The 20,266-nt window shown below is 74.5% G+C and carries 18 protein-coding genes; 10 read left to right on the top strand and 8 right to left on the bottom strand.

What is annotated here, in order from left to right; all coding sequences use genetic code 11:
• Positions 1–159 precede the first annotated feature (159 nt).
• Entirely contained in the window at positions 160–2,919 is a 2,760-nt protein-coding gene (locus tag ACFUK0_RS34550) for a GH92 family glycosyl hydrolase (RefSeq protein WP_380256953.1), read from the bottom strand.
• A 573-nt stretch (positions 2,920–3,492) separates the two neighbouring features.
• Here ACFUK0_RS34550 and dhbA point away from each other — a divergent pair.
• The 6 genes from dhbA to ACFUK0_RS34520 all read left to right on the top strand — a co-directional run bounded on the left by dhbA (position 3,493) and on the right by ACFUK0_RS34520 (position 9,149).
• Positions 3,493–4,242: a 2,3-dihydro-2,3-dihydroxybenzoate dehydrogenase gene (gene dhbA, locus ACFUK0_RS34545; protein ID WP_380256951.1), complete on the top strand. Its 750-nt coding sequence runs from the start codon at positions 3,493–3,495 to the stop codon at positions 4,240–4,242.
• A gap of 89 nt (positions 4,243–4,331) precedes the next feature.
• Positions 4,332–5,528 carry an isochorismate synthase gene (locus tag ACFUK0_RS34540; RefSeq protein ID WP_380256949.1) on the top strand — a complete coding sequence of 399 codons (1,197 nt, stop codon included), beginning with the start codon at positions 4,332–4,334 and terminating at the stop codon, positions 5,526–5,528.
• Positions 5,525–7,153: a (2,3-dihydroxybenzoyl)adenylate synthase gene (locus tag ACFUK0_RS34535; RefSeq protein WP_380256947.1), complete on the top strand. Its 1,629-nt coding sequence runs from the start codon at positions 5,525–5,527 to the stop codon at positions 7,151–7,153. Before ACFUK0_RS34540 ends, ACFUK0_RS34535 begins: the two co-directional genes overlap by 4 nt.
• Before the next feature lie 39 nt (positions 7,154–7,192).
• Positions 7,193–7,825 carry an isochorismatase family protein gene (locus ACFUK0_RS34530; protein WP_380256945.1) on the top strand — a complete coding sequence of 211 codons (633 nt, stop codon included), beginning with the start codon at positions 7,193–7,195 and terminating at the stop codon, positions 7,823–7,825.
• On the top strand, positions 7,822–8,640 hold the full coding sequence (locus ACFUK0_RS34525) for an ABC transporter ATP-binding protein (RefSeq protein WP_380256943.1): 819 nt from the start codon (positions 7,822–7,824) through the stop codon (positions 8,638–8,640). The genes ACFUK0_RS34530 and ACFUK0_RS34525 overlap by 4 nt, the downstream gene beginning before the upstream one ends.
• On the top strand, positions 8,637–9,149 hold the full coding sequence (locus tag ACFUK0_RS34520; RefSeq protein ID WP_380256941.1) for a GNAT family N-acetyltransferase: 513 nt from the start codon (positions 8,637–8,639) through the stop codon (positions 9,147–9,149). Before ACFUK0_RS34525 ends, ACFUK0_RS34520 begins: the two co-directional genes overlap by 4 nt.
• 66 nt (positions 9,150–9,215) lie before the next feature.
• Here ACFUK0_RS34520 and ACFUK0_RS34515 read toward each other — a convergent pair whose 3' ends face one another.
• Positions 9,216–9,740, bottom strand: coding sequence for a DUF2199 domain-containing protein (locus ACFUK0_RS34515; protein ID WP_380256939.1), 525 nt, complete (start codon positions 9,738–9,740; stop codon positions 9,216–9,218).
• Between the two features lie 154 nt (positions 9,741–9,894).
• On the opposite strand from ACFUK0_RS34515, the gene ACFUK0_RS34510 reads away from it, so the two are divergent.
• The gene (locus tag ACFUK0_RS34510; protein WP_380256937.1) at positions 9,895–11,580 is read left to right on the top strand and encodes a DUF885 domain-containing protein; all 1,686 of its coding nucleotides are present in this window, start codon (positions 9,895–9,897) and stop codon (positions 11,578–11,580) included.
• Positions 11,581–11,593: 13 nt separating this feature from the next.
• Here ACFUK0_RS34510 and ACFUK0_RS34505 read toward each other — a convergent pair whose 3' ends face one another.
• Positions 11,594–12,511: a helix-turn-helix transcriptional regulator gene (locus ACFUK0_RS34505; RefSeq protein WP_380256935.1), complete on the bottom strand. Its 918-nt coding sequence runs from the start codon at positions 12,509–12,511 to the stop codon at positions 11,594–11,596.
• A gap of 49 nt (positions 12,512–12,560) precedes the next feature.
• Between ACFUK0_RS34505 and ACFUK0_RS34500 the strand changes: the two genes are divergently transcribed.
• Positions 12,561–13,310: an SDR family NAD(P)-dependent oxidoreductase gene (locus ACFUK0_RS34500; RefSeq protein WP_380256933.1), complete on the top strand. Its 750-nt coding sequence runs from the start codon at positions 12,561–12,563 to the stop codon at positions 13,308–13,310.
• Here the strand turns inward: ACFUK0_RS34500 and ACFUK0_RS34495 are convergent.
• Positions 13,307–14,875 carry a PP2C family protein-serine/threonine phosphatase gene (locus tag ACFUK0_RS34495; protein WP_380256931.1) on the bottom strand — a complete coding sequence of 523 codons (1,569 nt, stop codon included), beginning with the start codon at positions 14,873–14,875 and terminating at the stop codon, positions 13,307–13,309. The genes ACFUK0_RS34500 and ACFUK0_RS34495 overlap by 4 nt on opposite strands.
• Positions 14,876–15,201: 326 nt before the next feature.
• Here ACFUK0_RS34495 and ACFUK0_RS34490 point away from each other — a divergent pair, with 326 nt between their 5' ends.
• Entirely contained in the window at positions 15,202–15,666 is a 465-nt protein-coding gene (locus ACFUK0_RS34490; protein WP_380256929.1) for a DoxX family protein, read from the top strand.
• Here the strand turns inward: ACFUK0_RS34490 and ACFUK0_RS34485 are convergent.
• Positions 15,627–16,382, bottom strand: a complete 756-nt coding sequence (locus tag ACFUK0_RS34485; protein ID WP_380256927.1) for a VIT family protein — start codon at positions 16,380–16,382, stop codon at positions 15,627–15,629. The two genes, ACFUK0_RS34490 and ACFUK0_RS34485, sit on opposite strands and share 40 nt — an antisense overlap.
• Positions 16,383–16,591: 209 nt before the next feature.
• Complete coding sequence (locus tag ACFUK0_RS34480; RefSeq protein WP_380256925.1) at positions 16,592–17,119, bottom strand: MarR family winged helix-turn-helix transcriptional regulator; 528 nt, start codon at positions 17,117–17,119, stop codon at positions 16,592–16,594.
• Positions 17,120–17,198: 79 nt separating this feature from the next.
• Between ACFUK0_RS34480 and ACFUK0_RS34475 the strand changes: the two genes are divergently transcribed.
• Positions 17,199–18,524, top strand: coding sequence for an MFS transporter (locus tag ACFUK0_RS34475; protein ID WP_380256923.1), 1,326 nt, complete (start codon positions 17,199–17,201; stop codon positions 18,522–18,524).
• Between the two features lie 38 nt (positions 18,525–18,562).
• On the opposite strand, the gene ACFUK0_RS34470 is transcribed toward ACFUK0_RS34475, so the two are convergent.
• Together ACFUK0_RS34470 and ACFUK0_RS34465 are read right to left on the bottom strand one after the other, a co-directional pair.
• Positions 18,563–19,216, bottom strand: coding sequence for a CoA transferase subunit B (locus ACFUK0_RS34470; RefSeq protein WP_380256921.1), 654 nt, complete (start codon positions 19,214–19,216; stop codon positions 18,563–18,565).
• A gap of 40 nt (positions 19,217–19,256) precedes the next feature.
• Entirely contained in the window at positions 19,257–20,006 is a 750-nt protein-coding gene (locus tag ACFUK0_RS34465; protein ID WP_380256919.1) for a CoA transferase subunit A, read from the bottom strand.
• Positions 20,007–20,266 lie beyond the last annotated feature (260 nt).

Here is a 20,266-nt window from a genome sequence, read left to right as displayed (position 1 = left end):
GCCCCCCCCCTGAGCGCGGTGGGCGCGGTTGACCTCCCCACCACCCCCCGGCGGCGCCGCCCGGGCCCACTCACCGCCCCGGCCGGGCCGCACACCCACCGGGGGGGGCGCCCCCTCCCAGGGGCGGCCCGCCTCGGTTCGTCGGTGTCCGGCGGGGCACTACGCCGTGATCGGACCGGCCTGGGTGTCCGGTGCGGCGGGGCCGGTGGCGTAGGCCTCCAGTTCGTAGATGCGGGTGGCGGTGTCGGCGCCGGTGTTGACGGGGGCCGACACCAGCAGGCGGAGGTGGCGCGCGGTGCGGGGAGTGAAGGGGGTGTAGGTGCGGCTGGCGCGGGAGTCGGTGACGGTGGCCGCCGTGGTCCAGTCGGTGCCGTCGGTGCTGGTCTGGATCTGGAAGGTGCCGGTGTTCCAGGCGGTGTTCTCGCCGCCGAGTCCGGCGTGCTCGATGACGACGGAGGCGACGGTCCGCGCCGAGCCCAGGTCGGCCTGCAGCACCGCGCCGGCCGTCTTCGAGCACCACTTGCTGTTGTTCCCGAGGATGGTGTCCACGGCCTTGTCGCCCGCCTCAGCCGCCGCGCAGGGGAGCGAGGAGGTGGTGGGTACGCCCTCGGCGAGGTTGGTGCCGAGCTCCGGGGCGGTGGGTACGGGCGTCGCGCCGTCCTGGAAGGAGGGCGGCACGTCCGTCGCGCCGGTGCCCCAACTCGTGCTGGGTGCGGTGCCCATGGAGAAGTCGAGGGTGCCGCCGGCGGCGAGGTCGGGGTAGCGCAGGTAGTTGTGGCCGGTGGCCGTGCCGTTGACGTTCAGCCCCTGGACGTAGGGGCCGCTGCCGGTGGCGTTGACGGTGATGTTCCCGCCCGGGCGCTGGATCAGGACGGAGGGGAAGGACGGGCCGTGCACGGCCAGCGTGTCCGCGCCCGGCGTGGAGGGGTAGAGGCCCAGCGCCGCCCAGACGTACCACGCCGAGGTGGCGCCCAGGTCGTCGTTGCCGGGCAGTCCGCCCGCGCCGGTGGTGAACGACTCCGCCATCACCTTGCGCACGGCCGCCGACGCACCGGCGGGGTTGCGCGCGTGGTTGTAGGCCCACGGCACGCCGTGCTCCGGCTCGTTGCCGATGTAGTAGTAGGGCAGGCTCTGCCCGGCGTTGACCTGGGTGAAGTGGTGGTCCAGGCGCTGCACGGCGGTCTGCCGGCCGCCCATCGCGTTGATCAGCCCGGCGAAGTCGTAGGGCACCATCCAGGTGTACTGGGCGGCGTTGCCCTCGGTGAAGTCGTTGCGGGAGGCCGGGTCCAGCGGCCAGCTCCAGGTGCCGTCCGAGTTGCGGGGCTGGGTGTAGCCCGACTCGGGGCTGTAGGTGTTGCGCCACCACTGCGCCCGGGTCATGAAGGTGTCGTGGTCTGCGGTGTTGCCGAGGGCCTTGGCGAACTGGGCGACGGCGAAGTCGGAGGCCGAGTACTCCAGGGAGTCCGACGGCGAGCCCGGGATGTAGTGCAGCCTGGTGTAGACGTCCTGGTTGCCGCGGATCGGCGAGCCCTGGGCGGTGCCGCCCTCGGAGGACTTCTTCATCAGGGCCAGCGCGGCGGCGGTGTCGAACCCCCGCGCCCCGAACGCGTACAGGCTGCCGACGATGATCGGCCCGGGGTCACCCGTCATCACGAAGTCCTCGTTGGTCTGCTGCGACCACTTGGGCAGCAGACCGCCCTGCTGGCCGTCCAGCACCATGGAGTTGGCGATGTCGGACGCCTCGGCGGGGGCGATCAGCGCGATCAGCGCCGCCCAGGAACGGTAGATGTCCCAGCCGGAGTAGTTCTGGTACACCGGGCGCGGCGAATTGTGGACGGCGCCGTCGAAGCCCCGGTAGTCACCGTTGACGTCGCTGGAGATGTTGGGGCTCTGGAAGACGTGGTAGAGCGCGGTGTAGAACTTCTTCAGATCGGTGGCGGAGCCGCCGGTCACCCGGGCCCGGTCCAGGATTCTGTTCCAGGAGGCGTCCGCCGCCGACCGCACCGCGCCGAAGTCCCAACCACCGTTCTCGGCGGTCAGGTTCGCCTGCGCGTTGGCGACACTCACGTAACTCAGGCCCACCTTGAACTGCACCGCCTGCGCGGCGGTGGTGTCGAAGGTGACGTACGCGCCTGTGTCCGTGCCGGAGGTGCTCGCCGAACCGGCCCTCACCGTGCCGCCCGACCAGGTGCCGAAGGCACTCGGAGCACGGTCGAAGCGGATGTCGAAGAAGATCTGGTACGTCTTCGAGGACCCGCAGAAGCCGCCTGCGGTGACGCTGCCGGTGATCTCCGAGCCGTTGATCCGCACCGAACCGGCGCGACTGCCCGTCGCGCTGCGCCCGGTACCGATCAGCAGCTGCGCGGCCGTCGAGGACGGGTACGTCAGCCGGCCCATCCCGGTGCGCGTGGTCGCCGTCAGCTCCACGTCGGTGGAGTACCGGTTCAGCCGGTTCCGGTAGTAGCCGGGCGCGGCGGACTCGTCGGCCTTGCCGTAGTCCGAGGCGTAGTCCGTCCAGTTGGTGCCGGGCGAGGCGCCGAGGGCGCCGGTCACCGGCAGCAGCGGCAGGTCCTCGTTGTTCTGGCAGCCGGCTCCGTCGAGGTGCGTGAGGCTGAAGTCCTCGATCGACGTGTCGGAGTAGCGGTAACCCGACGGCGAGGCCGTGGGCGTGTCCGGGCCGAACTGCACCCCGCCGAACGGCACCACCGCCCCCGGATAGGTGGAGCCACCCGCGCCACCACCGACCGGGTCCGGCGCGTTGCTGTCGTCGGTGCCGATGAACGGGTCGACGTACTGGGTGAGAGCGGGCCCCACCGCGGCCCGGGCCGGGGGCGCAGCGAGGGCGACGGTGCCGACGGTTGCCAGCAGGACACTGCCGGCCACCGCCGCGGCACGGGATCTGAGAACGACTGAGAGCAAGGGGGCCACCTTCGGACGGAGACATGGCTGATCGCACACAAAGCTCATGAAGGGGGATCAAACGCATTTGCTGGACTGCGGAATTCGACGGCGATTCTGACGACCCGGAGATTTTCCGACCTGCCGTCATATGTGTTCGGGCGTCTGCCTCGACGACTTCCGCGTAGATTACCAAGACGGGCCGGACGGCAGGCCGATGAAAGAACCCGTTTCGGGATTCCCGATGCCGATCAGGCATTTCCGACTGTTCGTGCACACCGGAGCCCGGCCGCCGCCTCGGCGTGACGGCGCCTCCAGGACGGAAGGCCGGACGGGCACCCCCGGCCGGCGGGTGGCGGCGGACGGCGGCGGGCGGGCCGCGGCACGGATTCCGGCCGCGGGCTGACACGGCGTGGACCGGCGCACCCGAGCGCGATACGGTTAGGCTAACCTAACTACGGCGAACCGGGCCCGAACGGGCGCACTGCGACGCCCTCAGCCACCGACCTCCGAAGGATCCCGATGCTGTCTCCTGCGCGCCGTCAGGCCGTCCGTGCCACCGCAAGCCCGGCCACCTCGCCGGCGGTGTGAGGGATGACCGACACCGACCTCGAATTCCGGGACCGGATCGCCCTGGTGACCGGCGCGGCCCGGGGCATAGGCGCGGCCGTGGCCCGCCTGCTCGCCGAGCGCGGCGCGCTCGTGGTCGCCACCGACCGCGAGCCGGGCGGCCCGGCCACGGTGGCGCTGGACGTCACGGACGCCGCCGCCGTCGAGTCACTGGTCGCCGAGGTCGAGCAGGAGAGCGGCCCGATCGGGATCCTGGTCAACGTCGCCGGGATCCTGCGGATCTCACCGATCCTGGAGACCAGCGACAGCGACTGGGCGGACACCTTCGCCGTCAACACCACCGGCGTCTTCCACACCAGCCGGGCCGTCGGCCGCCGGATGGCCGCGCGCCGCACCGGCAGCATCGTGACCGTGGGCTCGAACGCCGCCGGCGTGCCCCGGACCACCATGGGCGCCTACGCCGCCTCCAAGGCCGCCACCACCATGTTCACCCGCTGTCTGGGGCTGGAGCTGGCCCGCGACGGTGTGCGGTGCAACCTGGTCTCCCCCGGTTCCACCGACACCGACATGCAGCGCGGCCTCTGGGCCGACCCGGGCGCCGAACAGCGCGTCATCGACGGCGACCCCTCCTCCTACCGGGTCGGCATCCCGCTCGGCCGGATCGCGGCTCCCGAGGACATCGCCGAAGCCGTGGCCTTCCTGGCGAGCGACCGGGCCCGCCACATCACCATGCACGACCTGTACGTCGACGGCGGCGCGACCCTCCGCGCCTGACCGCCCGTCAGCGTCCCCGCGGCCCGGAGCCCTGCCCGCCCCCGGTCGCCAGCGTCCCCGTGCCGTCGCGCCGGGAGAACGGAGCACACATGTCCACGGCCACCCAGGCCCACGAGGCCACCCCGGCCCGGCCGCAGGGCAGCACCCTGCTCGGCGCCTACCGCCCGGGGCCCACCAGCGCGTTCTTCGCCGGCCCGCGCGGCACGCTGCTGACCGAGGGGGCGCTGCGCGCGGTACCCGATCCGGGCGACGTCCCGGGGGCGCTGCGCGAGGCCCGCGCCGCGGGGGTGGAGAACCCGCTCGTGGTGGGCGCCATACCGTTCTCGGCCGACCGCCCGGCCCGGCTCGTCGTCCCGGCCGCCGCCCGCTGGGGCGCTCCGGTCGGCGACGACCCGCTGCTCACGCTCGACGTCCCCGCGCCGTCCGGCCCCTCCTGGCACCAGCGGCCCGTGCCCGCTCCGGAGGACTACCGCGAGGCGGTGGCCGCGGCCGTGCGCGCGATGGCCGCGGAGGACGGACTGCGCAAGGTCGTGCTGGCCCGCACCCTGGAGCTGACCGCCCCGGGCGGAGCGGACCTGCCCACCATGCTGCGCCGGCTGATCCACCGCGACCCGCACGGCTACACCTTCGCCGTCCCCGGCGACCCGGACGGCGACGGCGGCGCCACCCTGATCGGCGCCAGCCCGGAACTCCTGGTCTCCCGGCGCGGCTCCGCCGTGGTCTCCAACCCGCTGGCCGGCTCGGCGGCGCGCAGCGCCGACCCCGCCGAGGACGCCCGCCGGGCGGCCGCCCTGCTGGAGTCGCCCAAGGACCTGCACGAGCACGCCGTCGTGGTGGAGGCCGTCCGGCGGGCACTGGAACCGCTCTGCCGCGAGCTCACCGTGCCCGAGTACCCTGTGCTGGTGCGCACCGCAGCCATGTGGCACCTGTCGACCACCGTCACCGGCGTCCTGGCCGACCCCGGGACGACCGCGCTGGACCTGGCCATGGCCCTGCACCCCACTCCCGCCGTGTGCGGCACGCCGACCGACCGGGCCCGCGAACTCATAGGCACGCTCGAACCGTTCGACCGGGGCCTGTACACCGGCGTGGTCGGCTGGGAGGACAGCCGGGGCGACGGCGAGTGGGTGGTGACCCTGCGGTGTGCCGAGGCCCAGGGCGACCGGCTGCGGCTGTTCGCGGGGGCCGGCGTGGTGGCCGCCTCCGACCCGGAGGCGGAACTCGCCGAGACCTCGGCGAAGTTCGGCACCTTCCTGGACGCTGTCGGCCTCGGGAGCACCAGGTGACGAGCAGGACGACGAGCAACGTGACCAGTCAACTGGACGCCTGGCCGGCCGAGTTCGCGGCCCGCTACCGCGAGGCCGGCTACTGGACGGGCCACACGCTGGACCGGATGATCCGCGAGCACGCCGCCGCGCACCCCGGGCGGATCGCGATCACCGACGGTGACCGGCACTGGAGCTACGCCGAACTGGACGACCGGGCCGACCGGCTGGCCGCCGGGCTGCTCGCCCGGGGGCTGCGCCGGGGCGACCGGGTGGTGCTCCAACTCCCCAACATCGCCGAGTTCTTCGAGGTCTTCTTCGGCCTGCTGCGAGCCGGCGTCGTCCCCGTGATGGCGCTGCCGGCGCACCGGCGCGCCGAACTCTCGTACTTCTGCGAGTTCACCGGCGCCCGCGCCCTGTTCGTCCCGGACCGGCACGGCGGCTTCGACCACCGCGCGCTGGCCGCCGAGGTGCTGGCGGCGGTGCCCGGCCTCGGCGAGGTCGTGGTCGTCGGCGAGCCCGGGCCGTTCACCCCGCTGGACGAGCTGCGGGCCGCCGCCCCGGCCCCGGTGGCCGACCCGCCCACCGCCGCCGATCTGGCCTTCCTCCAGCTGTCCGGCGGCAGCACCGGGCTGCCGAAGCTGATCCCGCGCGCCCACGACGACTACCTGTACAGCGTCCGGGAGTCGGCGCGGATCTGCGAGCTCTCCCCCGCGTCGGTCTACCTGTGCGCGCTGCCCGCCGCCCACAACTTCCCGCTCAGCTCGCCCGGGACCCTGGGCGCCCTCCACGCGGGCGGCCGGGTCGTGCTCGCCCCGGACCCGAGCCCCGGGACGGCGTTCCGGCTGATCGCCCGCGAGCGGGTCACCCTCACCGGTCTCGTGCCACCGCTCGCCCTGACCTGGGCGGACGCCGCACCGAACACCGGACACGACCTGTCCAGCCTGGAATTGCTCCAGGTCGGCGGCGCCAAGCTCAGCGCGGAGGCCGCCCGGCGGCTCGGGCCCGCCCTGGGCTGCCGGCTCCAGCAGGTGTTCGGCATGGCCGAGGGCCTGGTCAACTACACCCGGCCGGACGACCCCGAGGAGACCGTGCTCACCACCCAGGGCCGGCCGATCTCCCCCGACGACGAGATCCTGGTCGTCGACGACGAGGACAACCAGCTGCCCGACGGCGCGACCGGCCACCTGCTCACCCGGGGCCCGTACACCATCCGCGGGTACTGGAACGCGCCGGAGCACAACCGGCGGTCCTTCACCCCGGACGGCTTCTACCGCACCGGGGACATCGTGAGCCGCACCGCGACCGGCCACCTGGTGGTCGAGGGCCGGGCCAAGGACCAGATCAACCGGGGCGGCGAGAAGGTGGCCGCGGAGGAAGTCGAGAACGTCCTGCTGGCGCACGCCGCCGTGCACGACGTCGCCGTCGTCGCCACCCCCGACCCGTACCTGGGCGAGCGCACCTGCGCCTACGTCATCCTGCGGCCGGGCGCCGAACGCCCGCGCCCCGTCGAGCTCAAGGCGTTCGTCCGCGCCGCGGGGCTCGCCGACTACAAGGTGCCCGACCGGGTCGAGTTCGTCTCCGCCTTCCCCCAGACCGGAATCGGCAAGGTCAGCAAGAAGGACCTCCGCTCCACCGCCAGCTAGCAGTCCGCACCAGGGCCGCACGAAGGACCTCACACCACCATGGCACTGCCCCGCATCACCCCGTACCCGCTGCCCGGCCCGGAGAGCTTCCCCGCACCGCGGGTGCCCTGGCAGGTCGACCCGGCCCGCGCCGTGCTGCTCGTCCACGACCTGCAGAACTACTTCCTGGACGCGTTCACCCCCGACGCCCCGCCGCTGGCACCCGCCCTGGCCAACACCGCCCGGCTGCTGGCCTGGGCCCGCCCGGCCGGCGTACCGGTCGTCTACTCGCACCAGCGCGGCGGCCAGAGCCCCGAGGAGCGCGGCCTGCAGCAGGACTTCTGGGGCCCCGGCCTGCCGGACGACGAGCGCGCCCAGGCCGTCCCCGCGGTGGTCGCCCCCGTGGACGGGGACGTCATGCTGACGAAGTGGAAGTACAGCGCGTTCGTGCGCACCGACCTGGCGGAGCAACTCGCGGCAGCGGGCCGGGACCAGCTGGTGCTGGTCGGCGTCTACGCGCACATCGGCGTCATGATGACGGCCTGCGACGCCTGGAGCCGGGACGTCCAGGCCTTCGTGGTCGGCGACGCGGTCGCCGACTTCTCGGAGCAGCGGCACCTGGAGGCGCTGGAGTGGGCCGCCGGCAAGTGCGCGGTCGTGGTCGGCACGGACCAGCTGCTGGAGGGCAGGTGAGCATCCCGACCGGCACCGGCCGGCTGGCCGCCGAGCAGGTGAGCCTGCGCTACGGCGACCGGGCCATCACCACCGACCTCTCCGTGAGCATCCCCGACCGGTCCTTCACCGTCATCGTCGGGCCCAACGCCTGCGGCAAGTCCACCCTGCTGCGAGCCTTCGCCCGACTCCTCAGGCCCAGCACCGGCCGGGTCCTGCTCGACGGCGAACAGATCAGCGCGCTCCCCGCCAAGGACCTCGCCCGCCGTCTCGGCCTGCTCCCGCAGAGCTCCACCGCGCCCGACGGCATCACCGTCGCCGACCTCGTCGCCCGCGGCCGCTACCCGCACCAGGGCCTGCTGCGGCAGTGGTCCCGCGAGGACGAACGCGTCGTCGCGCAGTCCATGGCCGCCACCAACGTCGACGCGCTCGCCGACCGCTACGTCGACGAACTCTCCGGCGGCCAGCGCCAGCGGGTCTGGCTCGCGATGGCCATCGCCCAGCAGACCCCGCTGCTGCTGCTCGACGAACCCACCACCTTCCTCGACATCGCCCACCAGGTCGAGGTACTCGACCTCTGCGCCCGCCTGCACCAGGAGCAGGGCCGCACCCTGATCGCCGTGCTGCACGACCTCAACCAGGCCGCCCGCTACGCCACCCACCTGATCGCCATGCGCGACGGCGCGGTCGTCGCCCAGGGCGCACCGGCCGACATCATCACCGCCGGACTCGTCGAAGAGGTCTTCGACCTGCCCTGCCAGATCATCGCCGACCCGCAGACCGGCACCCCCCTCGTGGTACCCATGGCCCCCAAGCACCGGACCGTGACCCCGTGACACCGACCGCCCTGACCAACCCGGCCACCTTCGGCGCGACCGCCGTCCGGCCCGCCACCGGCGCGGACGCCGCCGCCCTGCACGCGCTGTCGCACCCGTTCATGCGCACCGGCGAACTGCGCACCCGCACACCCGCCGACTACCGCGCCGCCGCCGGACAGTTCCTGCTGGCCTCCGGACCGGACGGACCGGACGGCTGCATCGCCCTGCGGCCGCTGGCGCCCGAGGCGGGCCACCCCGCCGCCGGAGCGCTGTACAACTTCTGCGTACGGCCGGGCCGCCAGGGCACCGGGCTCGGCTCCCAGCTGCTCCAGGCCCTGCTCGCCACCGCGGCCCGGCAGGGCCTGCGGACGATCTGCGCCGCCACCACCGGCAACGGCCGGCTCTTCACCCACTTCGGCTTCGTGCAGGTGCCGACCGCCCGGGCCCCGCAGGGCTGGGCCGCCGGCCTCGATCCCGCGCGCGGTTCGAAGGTCTACCTCCGGTCCGTCCCCGAGTCGTTCGCCTGAGCAGGGGCGGCGGACCGCCCCTGGGCCGCCGGCGAAGGCCCGTCTGCCCGCCCGCCGGTGGCAGCCTCAGGCCGGCAGCAGCAGCCGGGCGAGATCGTGCACCCGGCGCGTGGTGATGCCCTCGCGCTGCTCGACCGCGAGCGGGTGGTCGGTGGGTTCGAGCTCGATCAGCGGGCGCCGACCGACGGCCCGGGTGAGGACGTGCGTCTTCAGCCCGAGGGTCGGCACCGGGTACACCGGCAGGTCGGTGGAGAACCAGCCGAAGTACGGCGGTTCCTGCTCCCGCGCCGGGTCCTCCCAGAGGTCGTGGGTGCGGGCGAAGTTCGGCTCGCTGAGGGAGACCCAGACACCCCAGGAGAACACGTCCCCGGTGTCCAGGACCGGTATCTCGACCAGGCCGTGGACGTAGAAGTGCCGGCCCTTCACCATGCACACGTCGGCGGTGAGCTCGCTGTCCCGGCGCCGGGCGTAGCGGGGCTTCCAGCCCTCCGGGGCGGGTGCCCCGTAGGACAGCGGCGGGCCGTCCTGCTGGTCGCCGCAGCAGGCGCAGACGTGCTCGTGGTTCCGGTCGTGACCGTGGTCGGCAGGCATGCCGCCGAGACTAACCCGCTGGTCGGACACACCGGACCGAGGGGGCGACAACGCCGGCGGGGCAGGTCGGGCGGCGCGGCCGGTGGGGCCGGGGCGCGCCGATCCGGCCGAAAACGGCTGCCCGCGTTCAGTCGCCGTACGCCAGGATGACCGGATGGCAGACGAAACGATCACCCCCCGCCAGGCCGCCGACTCCCACGTGGACCGGATCGCCCGCCACGACCCGCTGATCGCGGGCTGGCTCGGCCTCAACCCGGACGACCGGCGGCAACCCGACCTCTCACCGGACGGCATCGGGACCACCGCCGACCTCAACCGCCGCGCCCTCGCCGAACTCGACGCCGCCGTCGGGCACCCGGACGCCGCCGACCCCGCCGAACAGGCCTGCGCCCGGCTGCTGCGCGAGCGCCTCACCGCCGCACTCGCCGTGCACGAAGCGGGGGACGACCTGCGCCAACTGCGCAACGTCGCCGCGCCGATCCACCAGGTGCGGGAGATCTTCACCCTGCGGGCCACCGACACCGACGAGGACTGGGCGGCGGTGGCGGCCCGGCTGCGCAACGTCCCCGGCGCCCTCGGCGGTTACCGGGCCACCCTCGCCGAGGGAATCTCCCGAGGGCTGCTCTGCGCACCGCGGCAGGCCGCCGCCGTCATCGACCAGCTGACCGCCTGGACGGGCGAGACCGGCGGCGGCGCGGGCTGGTTCGCCGACTTCGCCGCCGACGGCCCCGAGCGGCTGCGCCCCGAACTGGACGCCGCCGCGCTGCGGGCCACCGAGGCCGTCGCCGGATTCCGCGACTGGCTGCGCGACACCTACGCGCCCGCCGCCGCGGACACCCCGGACGCGGTCGGCCGCGAGCGCTACCTGCGCTCCGTCCGCTTCTGCGCGGGCGCCGACCTCGACGTGGACGAGGCCTACGCCTGGGCGTGGAGCGAGTTCCACCGGCTGCACGCCGAGATGCGGGTCGAGGCGGCCCGCGTGCTGCCCGGCAGCACGCCCGTGCAGGCGATGCAGCACCTGGAGGAGCACGGGCACGCGGTCAAGGGCGAGGAGGCGGTCCGCGACTGGCTCCAGCAGCTCATGGACGGCGCGATCGAGGCCCTCGACGGCACCCACTTCGACATCTCGGGGCCCGTCCGCCGGGTGGAGTCCCACATCGCGCCCCCGGGCAGCTCGGCGGCGGCCTACTACTCCGCGCCCAGCCTGGACTTCAGCCGTCCGGGCCGCACCTACCTGCCCACCCTCGGCCGGGATTCCTTCCCCACCTGGCAGCTCGTCAGCACCTGGTACCACGAGGGCGTCCCCGGCCACCACCTGCAACTCGCCCAGTGGGTCGCGGTGGCCGACCGGCTCAGCCGCTACCAGGTCACCCTGGGCAAGGTCAGCGCCAACCTGGAGGGCTGGGCGCTGTACGCCGAACGCTTCATGGACGACCTCGGCTTCTTCGCCGAACCGGCGCACCGGCTGGGCTTCCTGGACGAGCAGATGCTGCGCACCATCCGGGTGATCATCGACATCGGCATGCACCTGCGCCTGACCGTCCCCGCCGACTCCGGCTTCCACCCCGGCGAGGTGTGGACCCCGGCGCTGGCAACGGAGTTCATGGCCGCCTTCAACGGCAACCCGCCCGTCGCCCGGGCCAGCGAGATCGACCGCTACCTCGGCTGGCCGGGCCAGGCGATCGGCTACAAGCTGGGCGAGCGCGTCTGGCTCCGGGGCCGCGAGGCGGCGCGGCTGCGGCACGGCGCCGGCTTCGACCTGAAGGCCTGGCACATGAAGGCGCTCTCGCAGGGCTCACTCGGCCTGGACGACCTGGCGGCCGCCCTCCCGGCGCTGTAGCCACCGGCCGCGGTCAATCACCGGGGGCGGTACGGTACGCGCTCGGCGTGCAGCCGTACCGCTCCCGGAAACGGCGCGTGAGGTGCGGGTGGTCGGTGAAGCCCGCCGTGGCGGCGATCTCGGCCAGTGGCAGGCCGGTCCGCCTGATCAGCTGCGCGGCGACGTCGAGCCGCACCGTGAGCAGCTCCGCCTGGAAGGTGGTGCCGGCCCGGGCCAGGGCGCGTTGCAGGGAGCGCGGCGCGACGCCCAGGTCCGCTGCCACGGAGGCGACCCGCCAGGCCCGGGCCGGCTCCGGCGCGAGCAGTCGGCGGACGGCCGTGACCGGTTGCCCGGCCGGCCCCTGCGGCGGGATCTCGCCGGGGCGCCACTCCAGCCGCCAGCCCAGCACGCGCGGGGGCGGGCGCCGCCAGGCGGCGGACGGCGGCAGCACCGCGCCGCCCTCCGCCAGCAGCGAGAGCTCCGGGGTGCGGCCCGTCACCAGTGCCGCTCCGGCCTGGTAGAGAAAGCACACGAAGAGCGTCTCCGCCAGCACCGGAACCGCCCCCAGGTAAGGAACATGACGCACCGTCATGACGTTCCGGCGGTACCGGACGCGGGTGGTGTGGCCGACGTGGAACCAGAGTCCGATCAGCTGTGACCCGGCCACCAGCTCCGCCAGGCCGGTGCTCGCCAACAGGCCCGAGAGGGTCGGATCGGCCGGCCGGTCGACCAGCCGGCGGGCGGCGGCGGCCACCGCCGGGGCCCCGAGTGCGTACAGCTCGCCGAGCAGCTCGCGGTGCAGCCGCTCGGGCACGGGCTCACCGGCGGCCAGCAGCCGCGCGGCCTCGGCCGCGGCCCGCCCGGCTCCGGGCCGCTCCGCCAGCTCCCGCAGCACCGCGCCGGCCAGGGCCGGGTGGACGGTGCGCGCCATGTCCGTCCCCGTCCTCGCCATGGCGCGATCGTACAAGTGGCGGCGCCCGGCCGGCGCCATGGTGGGCCGCATGCGACTGAACATGAACGGGAAACGCGTCCTGGTCACCGGCGGGACGAGCGGGGTGGGCCGGGCCCTGGTGTCGGCCCTGGCGGAGCGCGGCGCCGAGGTCGTGACCTGCGGACGCGGTGCGGGCACGGCGTCCGCGGGAGCGGAGGCCCACCGCCTCGCCGCCGACCTGTCGGTGCCCGGCGAGGCGGTCCGGGTGGTCCGGTTCGCCGCCGAACGGCTCGGCGGCCTGGACGTCGTGGTGGCGAACGCGGGGGTCCAGCACCTGCTGGATCTCACCGGCGGCCCGGACCACGACCTCCTGACCCGCGCCGAGCGGGAGATCTCGGTGAACCTGCGCTCGGTGGTCGAACTGGCGGCGGCCGCCTGGCCGTCACTGGCCGCCGCGCCGGGGCCGGCCGCGTTCGTCGCGGTCACCTCCGGCCTGGCGTACGCGCCCAAGCGCAGTGCCCCGGTCTACTGCGCGACGAAGGCGGGCGTGCACGTCCTGCTGCAGTCACTGCGCTACCAGGCCCGGTCCGGAACGCCGTCGGTACGTGTCCAGGAGGTGGTGCTCCCGCTGGTGGACACCCCCATGACGGCCGGCCGGGAGGGCCCTGCCCGCAAGATCTCCGCCGGAGCGGCGGCCCTGGCCGTCGTGCGCGGGATCGAGCGCGGCCGGGACGTCGTCCCGGTCGGCGCCGCCCGGGCCCTGCTGCCCCTGCTGTACGTCTGCCCGCCCGCCGCCAGGCGCCTCCTGCGGGACGGCTAGGCCGGGGCCGCCGTGGGGCCGTCGACCCGGCCGTCGAGGGCCGCCGCGAGGATGGTGATGTCGTCCCGGGCCCAGTCCGTCCCGTGCTGTTCGGCGGCCACGTACAGGGCGCGGACGGCGCCCTTCGGGGTCGGCGCGGGCAGGTCGCGCAGGACGGTGCGGACGGCGTCGCCGCCGAGTTGGGCGCCCTGCCGGCCACGGGCCTCGCTCAGCCCGTCGGTGTGCAGGACCAGCAGGTCACCGACGCCGATCCGGGTGCGGTGGGTCTCCCAGGCCGTGCGCGGGTCCTCGATCAGGGAGCTGACCAGCGGGCCGGTGACGGCGAGCTCCTCGACCGTGCCGTCGGCGCGGCGCAGGAGTGGCGGTTCGTGGCCCGCGTTCACCCAGGAGAGCGATCCGGCGGCCGGGTCCAGGACGGCGACCGTGAGGGTGGCGAACCGCTCCTCCTCGTGGGCGAGGGCCGCCCACGCGCAGTGCACGGCCTCGGCGGCGGTGCCGCCCAGCCGCAGGGTGGAGAGCATCGCGCACTTGATCCGGGCGGCGAGCAGCCCGGGGGTGACGCCGTGGCCGGCGACGTCGCCGAGCAGGAGCGCGGTGCTGCCGTCGGGCATGGCGAGGGTGTCGTAGAAGTCGCCGGCCAGCAGGCCTTCGGCCGCGATCAGGTCGCCGTGCACGGCGGTGCCGCGCGCGCAGGTGCCGGTGGCCACCAGCAGGCGGCGCAGGCCGATGACGGCCTCGCCCTGCTGTTCGAGGGCCTCACGGTCGCGCCGGGCCCACCAGCGCTGTTCCTTGAGGAGGATCCGGACGTCCTCGACGTTGAGCGAGAGCCGGCCCAGGCCGGGCGGGCAGCGGCGGGTGCGGCGGCCGTCGAGGTCGCCGGCGGCGAGCCGGCCGAGCTGTTCGGTGACGCGGTCCAGGGACGGTGCGATCCGGCTCCGGCAGGCCACCGTGCCCAGGACGAGCAGGAGGACCAGTGCGCCCCAGGAGGCCCAGGCGGCCAGCGCCGCCTTGCGCCCCGCCTCGTCGGAGGCTGCGTAGACGGCCTCCCGGTGCTGGTCCAGCGCGCGGGCGAGTTCGTGGGTACCGGCCTGGAGCCGTCCGGTCAGGGCCTCGGAGCGCAAGGTGGCGGCCACCGCCGCCCCCGGGTCCTCGCCCCGCGCACGCTCGGCCTGCGCACGCTCGGCCTGCGAAGTCCACTCGTGGTAGGTGCTCTCCACCCCGGCCATCCGGTCCCTGAGCGCGGGGAGCCCGGTCAGCCGGTCGGCCAGCCGGGTGAGCTGGCGGTCGCCCTCGGCCCGGGCACTGTGCCAGGAGTCGAGGAAGCGGGCTTCGCGGGTGGTCAGGTAGTACGCCTGCGCCGAGGCCATCCGGCTGCCGGCGACCGCCAGCGTCCCCACCGCGTCGTCCGCCGGGTCGGCCAGGTGCCTGGCCGCGACGGCGGCCCGGTCCTCCTGTGCGTACAGGACGTACTGGGCCGCCGATCCGCCGGCGATCACCACGACGGTGAGGGCGGCGAAGCAGAGGAGGACCTCCCTCAGCGAGGTGGGACGGACGGTTCCTCGCACGAGGGGCAACCTTTCACTGCGGTGTCGTACCTACGACTTCAAGGGTTCCTGCCACCTGTCCCGCCCGGAAGAGACCAAGGGCCCTCGCCGCGAACGGGACCCCTACCCCGCTCCGGTACGTAATTGCGGCGGCCCCGGGGGATGACGCGAGGTCTGACGATGCGCCAGAATTGACACCGCCACGTCATCGGCCGACGGGAGCCGCCGCGCCCGCCGACCGTCCCAGCAGTGCCGGAGTGGGGCCGGCGCCGCGCCCGCACGATCCCGTACCGCCGTCATCGCGCCGTACGACTGCGTCGCGCCCGCCGCCAACCGAGGAGCCCCGCATGACCTCCGTTCCGCGCACCCCCGATCTGCACGGTGTGGCCGAACTCGCCAGGCCGCACACGCTGGGCCTGTTCCGGATCGTCACCGCACTGCTGTTCGTCTGCCACGGCGCGAAGACCCTCTTCGGCATCCTGGGCGCCGCGCACGGGGCCGCCATCCCCACCGGGCAGTGGCCCGGGTGGTGGGCCGCGCTGATCCAGCTGGTCGGCGGCGGTCTGGTGCTGGTCGGGATCGGCACCCGGCCCGCCGCCCTGCTCTGCTCCGGGTCGATGGCCTACGCGTACTTCACCGTGCACCAGGAACGGGCGCTCTGGCCGATCCAGAACGGCGGTGAACTGCCCGTGCTGTTCTGCTGGATCTTCCTCGCGATCGCCGTCACCGGCCCCGGCAGCCTGGCTCTCGGAGCCCTCCTGCGGCGCACCGCTCAGACGCCGGCCGCGCCCAGGACGGTACCCACCGCGTAGGTGACCGCCATGGCCAGCCCGCCGCCGAGGACGTTGCGCACAACGGCCCGCCCCCGCGGGGCACCGCCGAGGCGGGCGCTCATCAGGCCGGTGAACAGCAGCACGCACAGGACGGTGAACGCCGTCCCCGGCGCGCGGGCCGACGCGGGGAGCAGCAGCACCGCCAGCAGCGGGAACAGCGCGCCGACGGTGAACGACACGAAGCTCGCCCCGGCGGCCTGCCACGCGCTGGTCAGTTCGTCGGGGTCGATCTTCAGCTCCGCGTCCGCGTGCGCGGCGAGCGGGTCCCGCGCGGTCAGTGCCTCGGCGACCTCGCGGGCCAGCTCCGGCGGCAGCCCCTTCTCCTCGTAGAGGCCCGTCAGCTCGTCGAGTTCCGCCTCCGGGGCCTCGGCCAGCTCGCGCTGCTCCTGGCGCAGTGCGGCGCGTTCGGAGTCCCGCTGGCTGCTGACCGAGACGTACTCGCCGACCGCCATCGACAGCGAGCCGGCCAGCAGGCCTGCCAGGCCGGCGGTCAGCAGGGCCGCCTGCGAGGTGGTGGCGCCGGCCACGCCCATCACGAGGCCCGCGGTGGAGACGACCCCGTCGTTCGCGCCGAGGACGGCGGCCCGCAGCCAGTTGAGGCGGGGGCCGAGCGGTCCGCCGTGCGCCTCCGTGTGCCCGGCCGCGGTGTCGACCCCGTCCCCCTGCCCCGCTTGCCCCGCTCCTGCCACTGCCACTGCCTGCTCCCGTCGTCACGCCCCGGCCGCGCAGCCCGGGGCAGGGCCATCGTCGCCGTCGTCGGCGCCGCCGCCGCCCAGCGACACGGTCCCGGCGGCCCGGGCCCGGTGCCCCGGTGCGGTGAGCGGGCGGCTACCCGGGGCGGGCGGGCGGCATGCATCCGGCGACCGGCGGGTCCGGTCACCGGGGGACGGTCGGTGGGGGCCGGTCAGTGGGGGCCGGGTGTCCGGCGGGCGGGTTCGATCCGGGCCAGCCAGCCGGTCAGGAGTGTTTCGAGGCCGGCCGCCTCCTCCGGGGTGAGTTCCGCCAGGAGGCGGTGCTCGTTGTGGATGTGCTCGGTGAAGGCCTGGTCGATGAGTTCGCGTCCGGCGTCGGTGAGGGCGACGACCCGGCCCCGGCCGTCCGCCTCGCTGTTCCGGCGGGTGACCAGCCCCGCCCGTTGCAGGCGGTCGATCCGCTTGGTCATGGCCCCGGTCGTCACCATGGTGTGGGCGGCCAGCAGGCCCGGCGCCCGTTCGAAGGGGGCGCCCGCGCGGCGCAGCGCCGCCAGGACGTCGAATTCGCCCTCGCTCAGACCGTAGCGGGCGTAGACGACGCAGAGTTCCTGGGTGAGGGCGCGGGCGACGCGGTGCAGCCGCCCGATGACGGCCTGCGGGCCGACGTCGAGATCGGGTCGTTCCCGCCGCCACTCGGCCTGGACACGGGCCACCTGGTCCAGAGGGTGTTGCTGCTCCATGGCAGCGACTATACCTTCCACGGAAGATACAGTAGCTTCCATGGAAGGTAGTTCGCCCGCTCCGAACCGAGGCGCCGACATGTCGAACGAGGAAGTGCTGGAGCCGCACCCCGTGGCGACGCGACGGCGCACCGGCCGCGCCGCCCTCGGGCCGCGCGGCGCGGTCGTCGTCGCCCTGCTGCTGGCCGCGGTCAACCTCCGGCCTGCGGTCACCAGCCTCGGCCCGGTGCTCGAGGAAGTCCGGGCAGGCCTCGGCCTGAGTGCGGCCGCCGCCGGGATCCTCACCGCCGTACCGGCGGCCTGTTTCGCCCTGGTCGGCTTCCTCGCCCCGCGGCCGGCCCGCCGGTTCGGGCCCGACGTGGTGATCGCCACGGGCATGGCGGCGACCGCGGCCGGTCTGGCCCTGCGCCCCTTCGCGGCGGGCACCACCCGGTTCGTCGGGTCGACGGCGCTGGCGCTGGCCGGAATCGCGGTGGCCAACGTGCTGCTGCCGGTCGTGGTCAAGGAGCGCTTCCCGGACCGGGTCGGCCTGATGACCGGCCTCTACGCCATGGCGCTCAACCTGGGCGCTTCGGCCGCCGCCGCCCTCACCGTCCCGGTGGCCGGGGCCTTCGGCGGCGACTGGCGCACCGGCCTGCTGTCCTGGGCCGGCCTCGCCGCCCTCGCCGTACCGCCGTGGCTCGCACTCGCCCGAACCCGAGCCCGAACCCGAGGCCGATCCCGAACGCGAGCCCGAGGCCTGGCCAGAACCCGAGGCCACAGCCGGGACCACGGCCGGGACCACGCTGCCCCGACGCCGGCCACCGGTGCCGGGCCGCAACCGACCGGCCCCGTCCCGTCCCTCACCCGCAGCCCGACCGCCTGGGCGCTGGCCGGCTACTTCGGACTGCAGGCGACCGCGGCGTACGTCGTCATCGGGTGGCTGCCGCAGATCTTCCGCGATGCCGGGCTCTCCGCCGAGGCGGCCGGTCTGCTGTTCGCCCTCACCTCGGTGCTGGGCATTCCGCTGTCCTTCGCGCTGTCCGCCGTCGCCGGGAGGCTGCGCAGCCAGAGCGGGATCGCGGTGGCCCTGGGAGTCTTCGCACTCGCCGGGTACGCCGGGCTCTGGGCCGCACCGACCGCCGCGCCCTGGCTGTGGGCCGCGCTGCTCGGCGTCGCCAACTGCTCCTTCCCGCTGGCGCTGACGATGATCGGGCTGCGCGGCCGGGACAGCGCGACGGTGATCCGGTTGTCGGCCTTCACGCAGAGCGCCGGCTACCTGCTGTCGATCCCCGGCCCGGTGCTGGTCGGAGTGCTCTACCAGCACAGCGGGAGCTGGCGGCCGCCGCTGGTCCTGATGACGCTGCTCATGCTGCTGCAGCTCGCGGCCGGCCTGATCGCGGGCCGCGACCGTCGGATCGGCTGACCGGCCGGCCGGCCCGGGCCTCGGCAGGACCGGCCCGGCTACATGTGCCCGACGGTGAGGGAGGAGACGTCGAGGTCGGCGCCGGTCGCGGCCCGGACCTCGTCCAGGGTGGTGCCGGGGGCCGTCTCCACCAGCCGCAGGCCCTCCGGGGTGACGTCGATGACGGCGAGGTCGGTGACGATGCGGTCGACCACGCGGCGTCCGGTGGCGGGCAGGGTGAGCTCCCGGACGATCTTGGGCGAGCCGTCGCGGGCGGTGTGCTCCATCACGACGATCAGACGGCGGGCTCCGTGCACGAGGTCCATCGCACCGCCCATGCCCTTGACCATCTTGCCGGGGATCATCCAGTTGGCCAGGTCGCCGTGGGCGGAGACCTGCATCCCGCCGAGCACCGAGACGTCGATCCGGCCGGCCCGGATCATGCCGAAGGAGAACGCCGAGTCGAAGTACGCGGCGCCGGCGGCCGTGGTGACGGTCTCCTTGCCGGCGTTGATCAGGTCGGGGTGCTCGGTGCCCTCCTGCGGGTAGGGGCCGACGCCGAGGATGCCGTTCTCGGAGTGCAGCACGACGTGCACGCCCGGCGGGATGTGGTTGGGGATCAGGGTGGGCAGGCCGATGCCCAGGTTGACGTACTGTCCGTCGCGCAGTTCGCGGGCGGCGCGGGCGGCGAGCTGGTCGCGGTCGAGCGGCATGGCGGGTTCTCCCGGCTGGCGAGTGGAGGTGGAGGACGGGTCAGGACGCGGGGCGGACGGTGCGGCGCTCGATGCGCTTGTCGGCCGGGTCGGCGGCGACCACGCGGTCTACGTAGACGCCCGGCAGATGGACGGCGTCCGGCGGGAGTTCGCCGGGCTCGACGATCCGCTCGGCCTCGACCAGGGTGATCCGGCCGGCCATCGCGCACAGCGGGTTGAAGTTGCGGGCGGCGGCGTGGAACACGCAGTTGCCGTGGCGGTCCGCGACGGCGGCCCGCACCAGCGCGAAGTCGGCGGTGATGGCCTCCTCCAGCAGGTGCCGACGCCCGCCGAACTCCCGTACCTCCTTGGGCGGTGAGGCGAGCGCGACCGAACCGTCGGCGGCGTAGCGCCAGGGCAGCCCGCCGTCCTCCACCTGGGTGCCGACACCGGCCGGGGTGAAGAACGCGGGGATGCCGGAGCCGCCGGCCCGCAGCCGCTCCGCGAGGGTGCCCTGCGGGGTGAGCTCCACCTCCAGTTCGCCGCTCAGGTACTGGCGGGCGAACTCCTTGTTCTCGCCGACGTAGGAGGAGGTCATCCGGGCGATCCGGCCCGCGTGCAGCAGCAGCCCGAGACCCCAGTCGTCGACGCCGCAGTTGTTGGAGACCACCCGCAGACCCGAGGCGCCGGTCCCGGCGAGCGCGCCGATCAGCGTCGAGGGGATGCCGCAGAGGCCGAAGCCGCCCACCGCGAGCACCGCCCCGTCGGGGATGTCCGCCACCGCCCGGGCCGAGGTCACCACCTTGTCCATGTCCTTGCCTTCCGCTGGGGGTCCTGGGGCCTGTCGACCTGCCCCGGCGGCGATCGGTCCGCGTCGGCCGGGGCGGTCAGGCCTCCCCACTGTTACGGCCGGGGCGGGCCCCGGCCATGTGTCCCGGCCACATGGTGCGGGGAGGAGGAGTTGCCGCCACCCACATGTCCGGCCCCGGGCCGCGCTCCTAAGGTCTCATCCACCACCCACCAGGACTCCGCCGCCGCCCGGCGCACACCCTCGGGAGGTCTCCGCGAGGA

Origin of the sequence: Kitasatospora sp. NPDC057223, from assembly GCF_042669755.1 — a bacterium.
GTDB lineage: Bacteria > Actinomycetota > Actinomycetes > Streptomycetales > Streptomycetaceae > Kitasatospora.
This window is presented reverse-complemented; position numbering and strand designations above follow the sequence as displayed.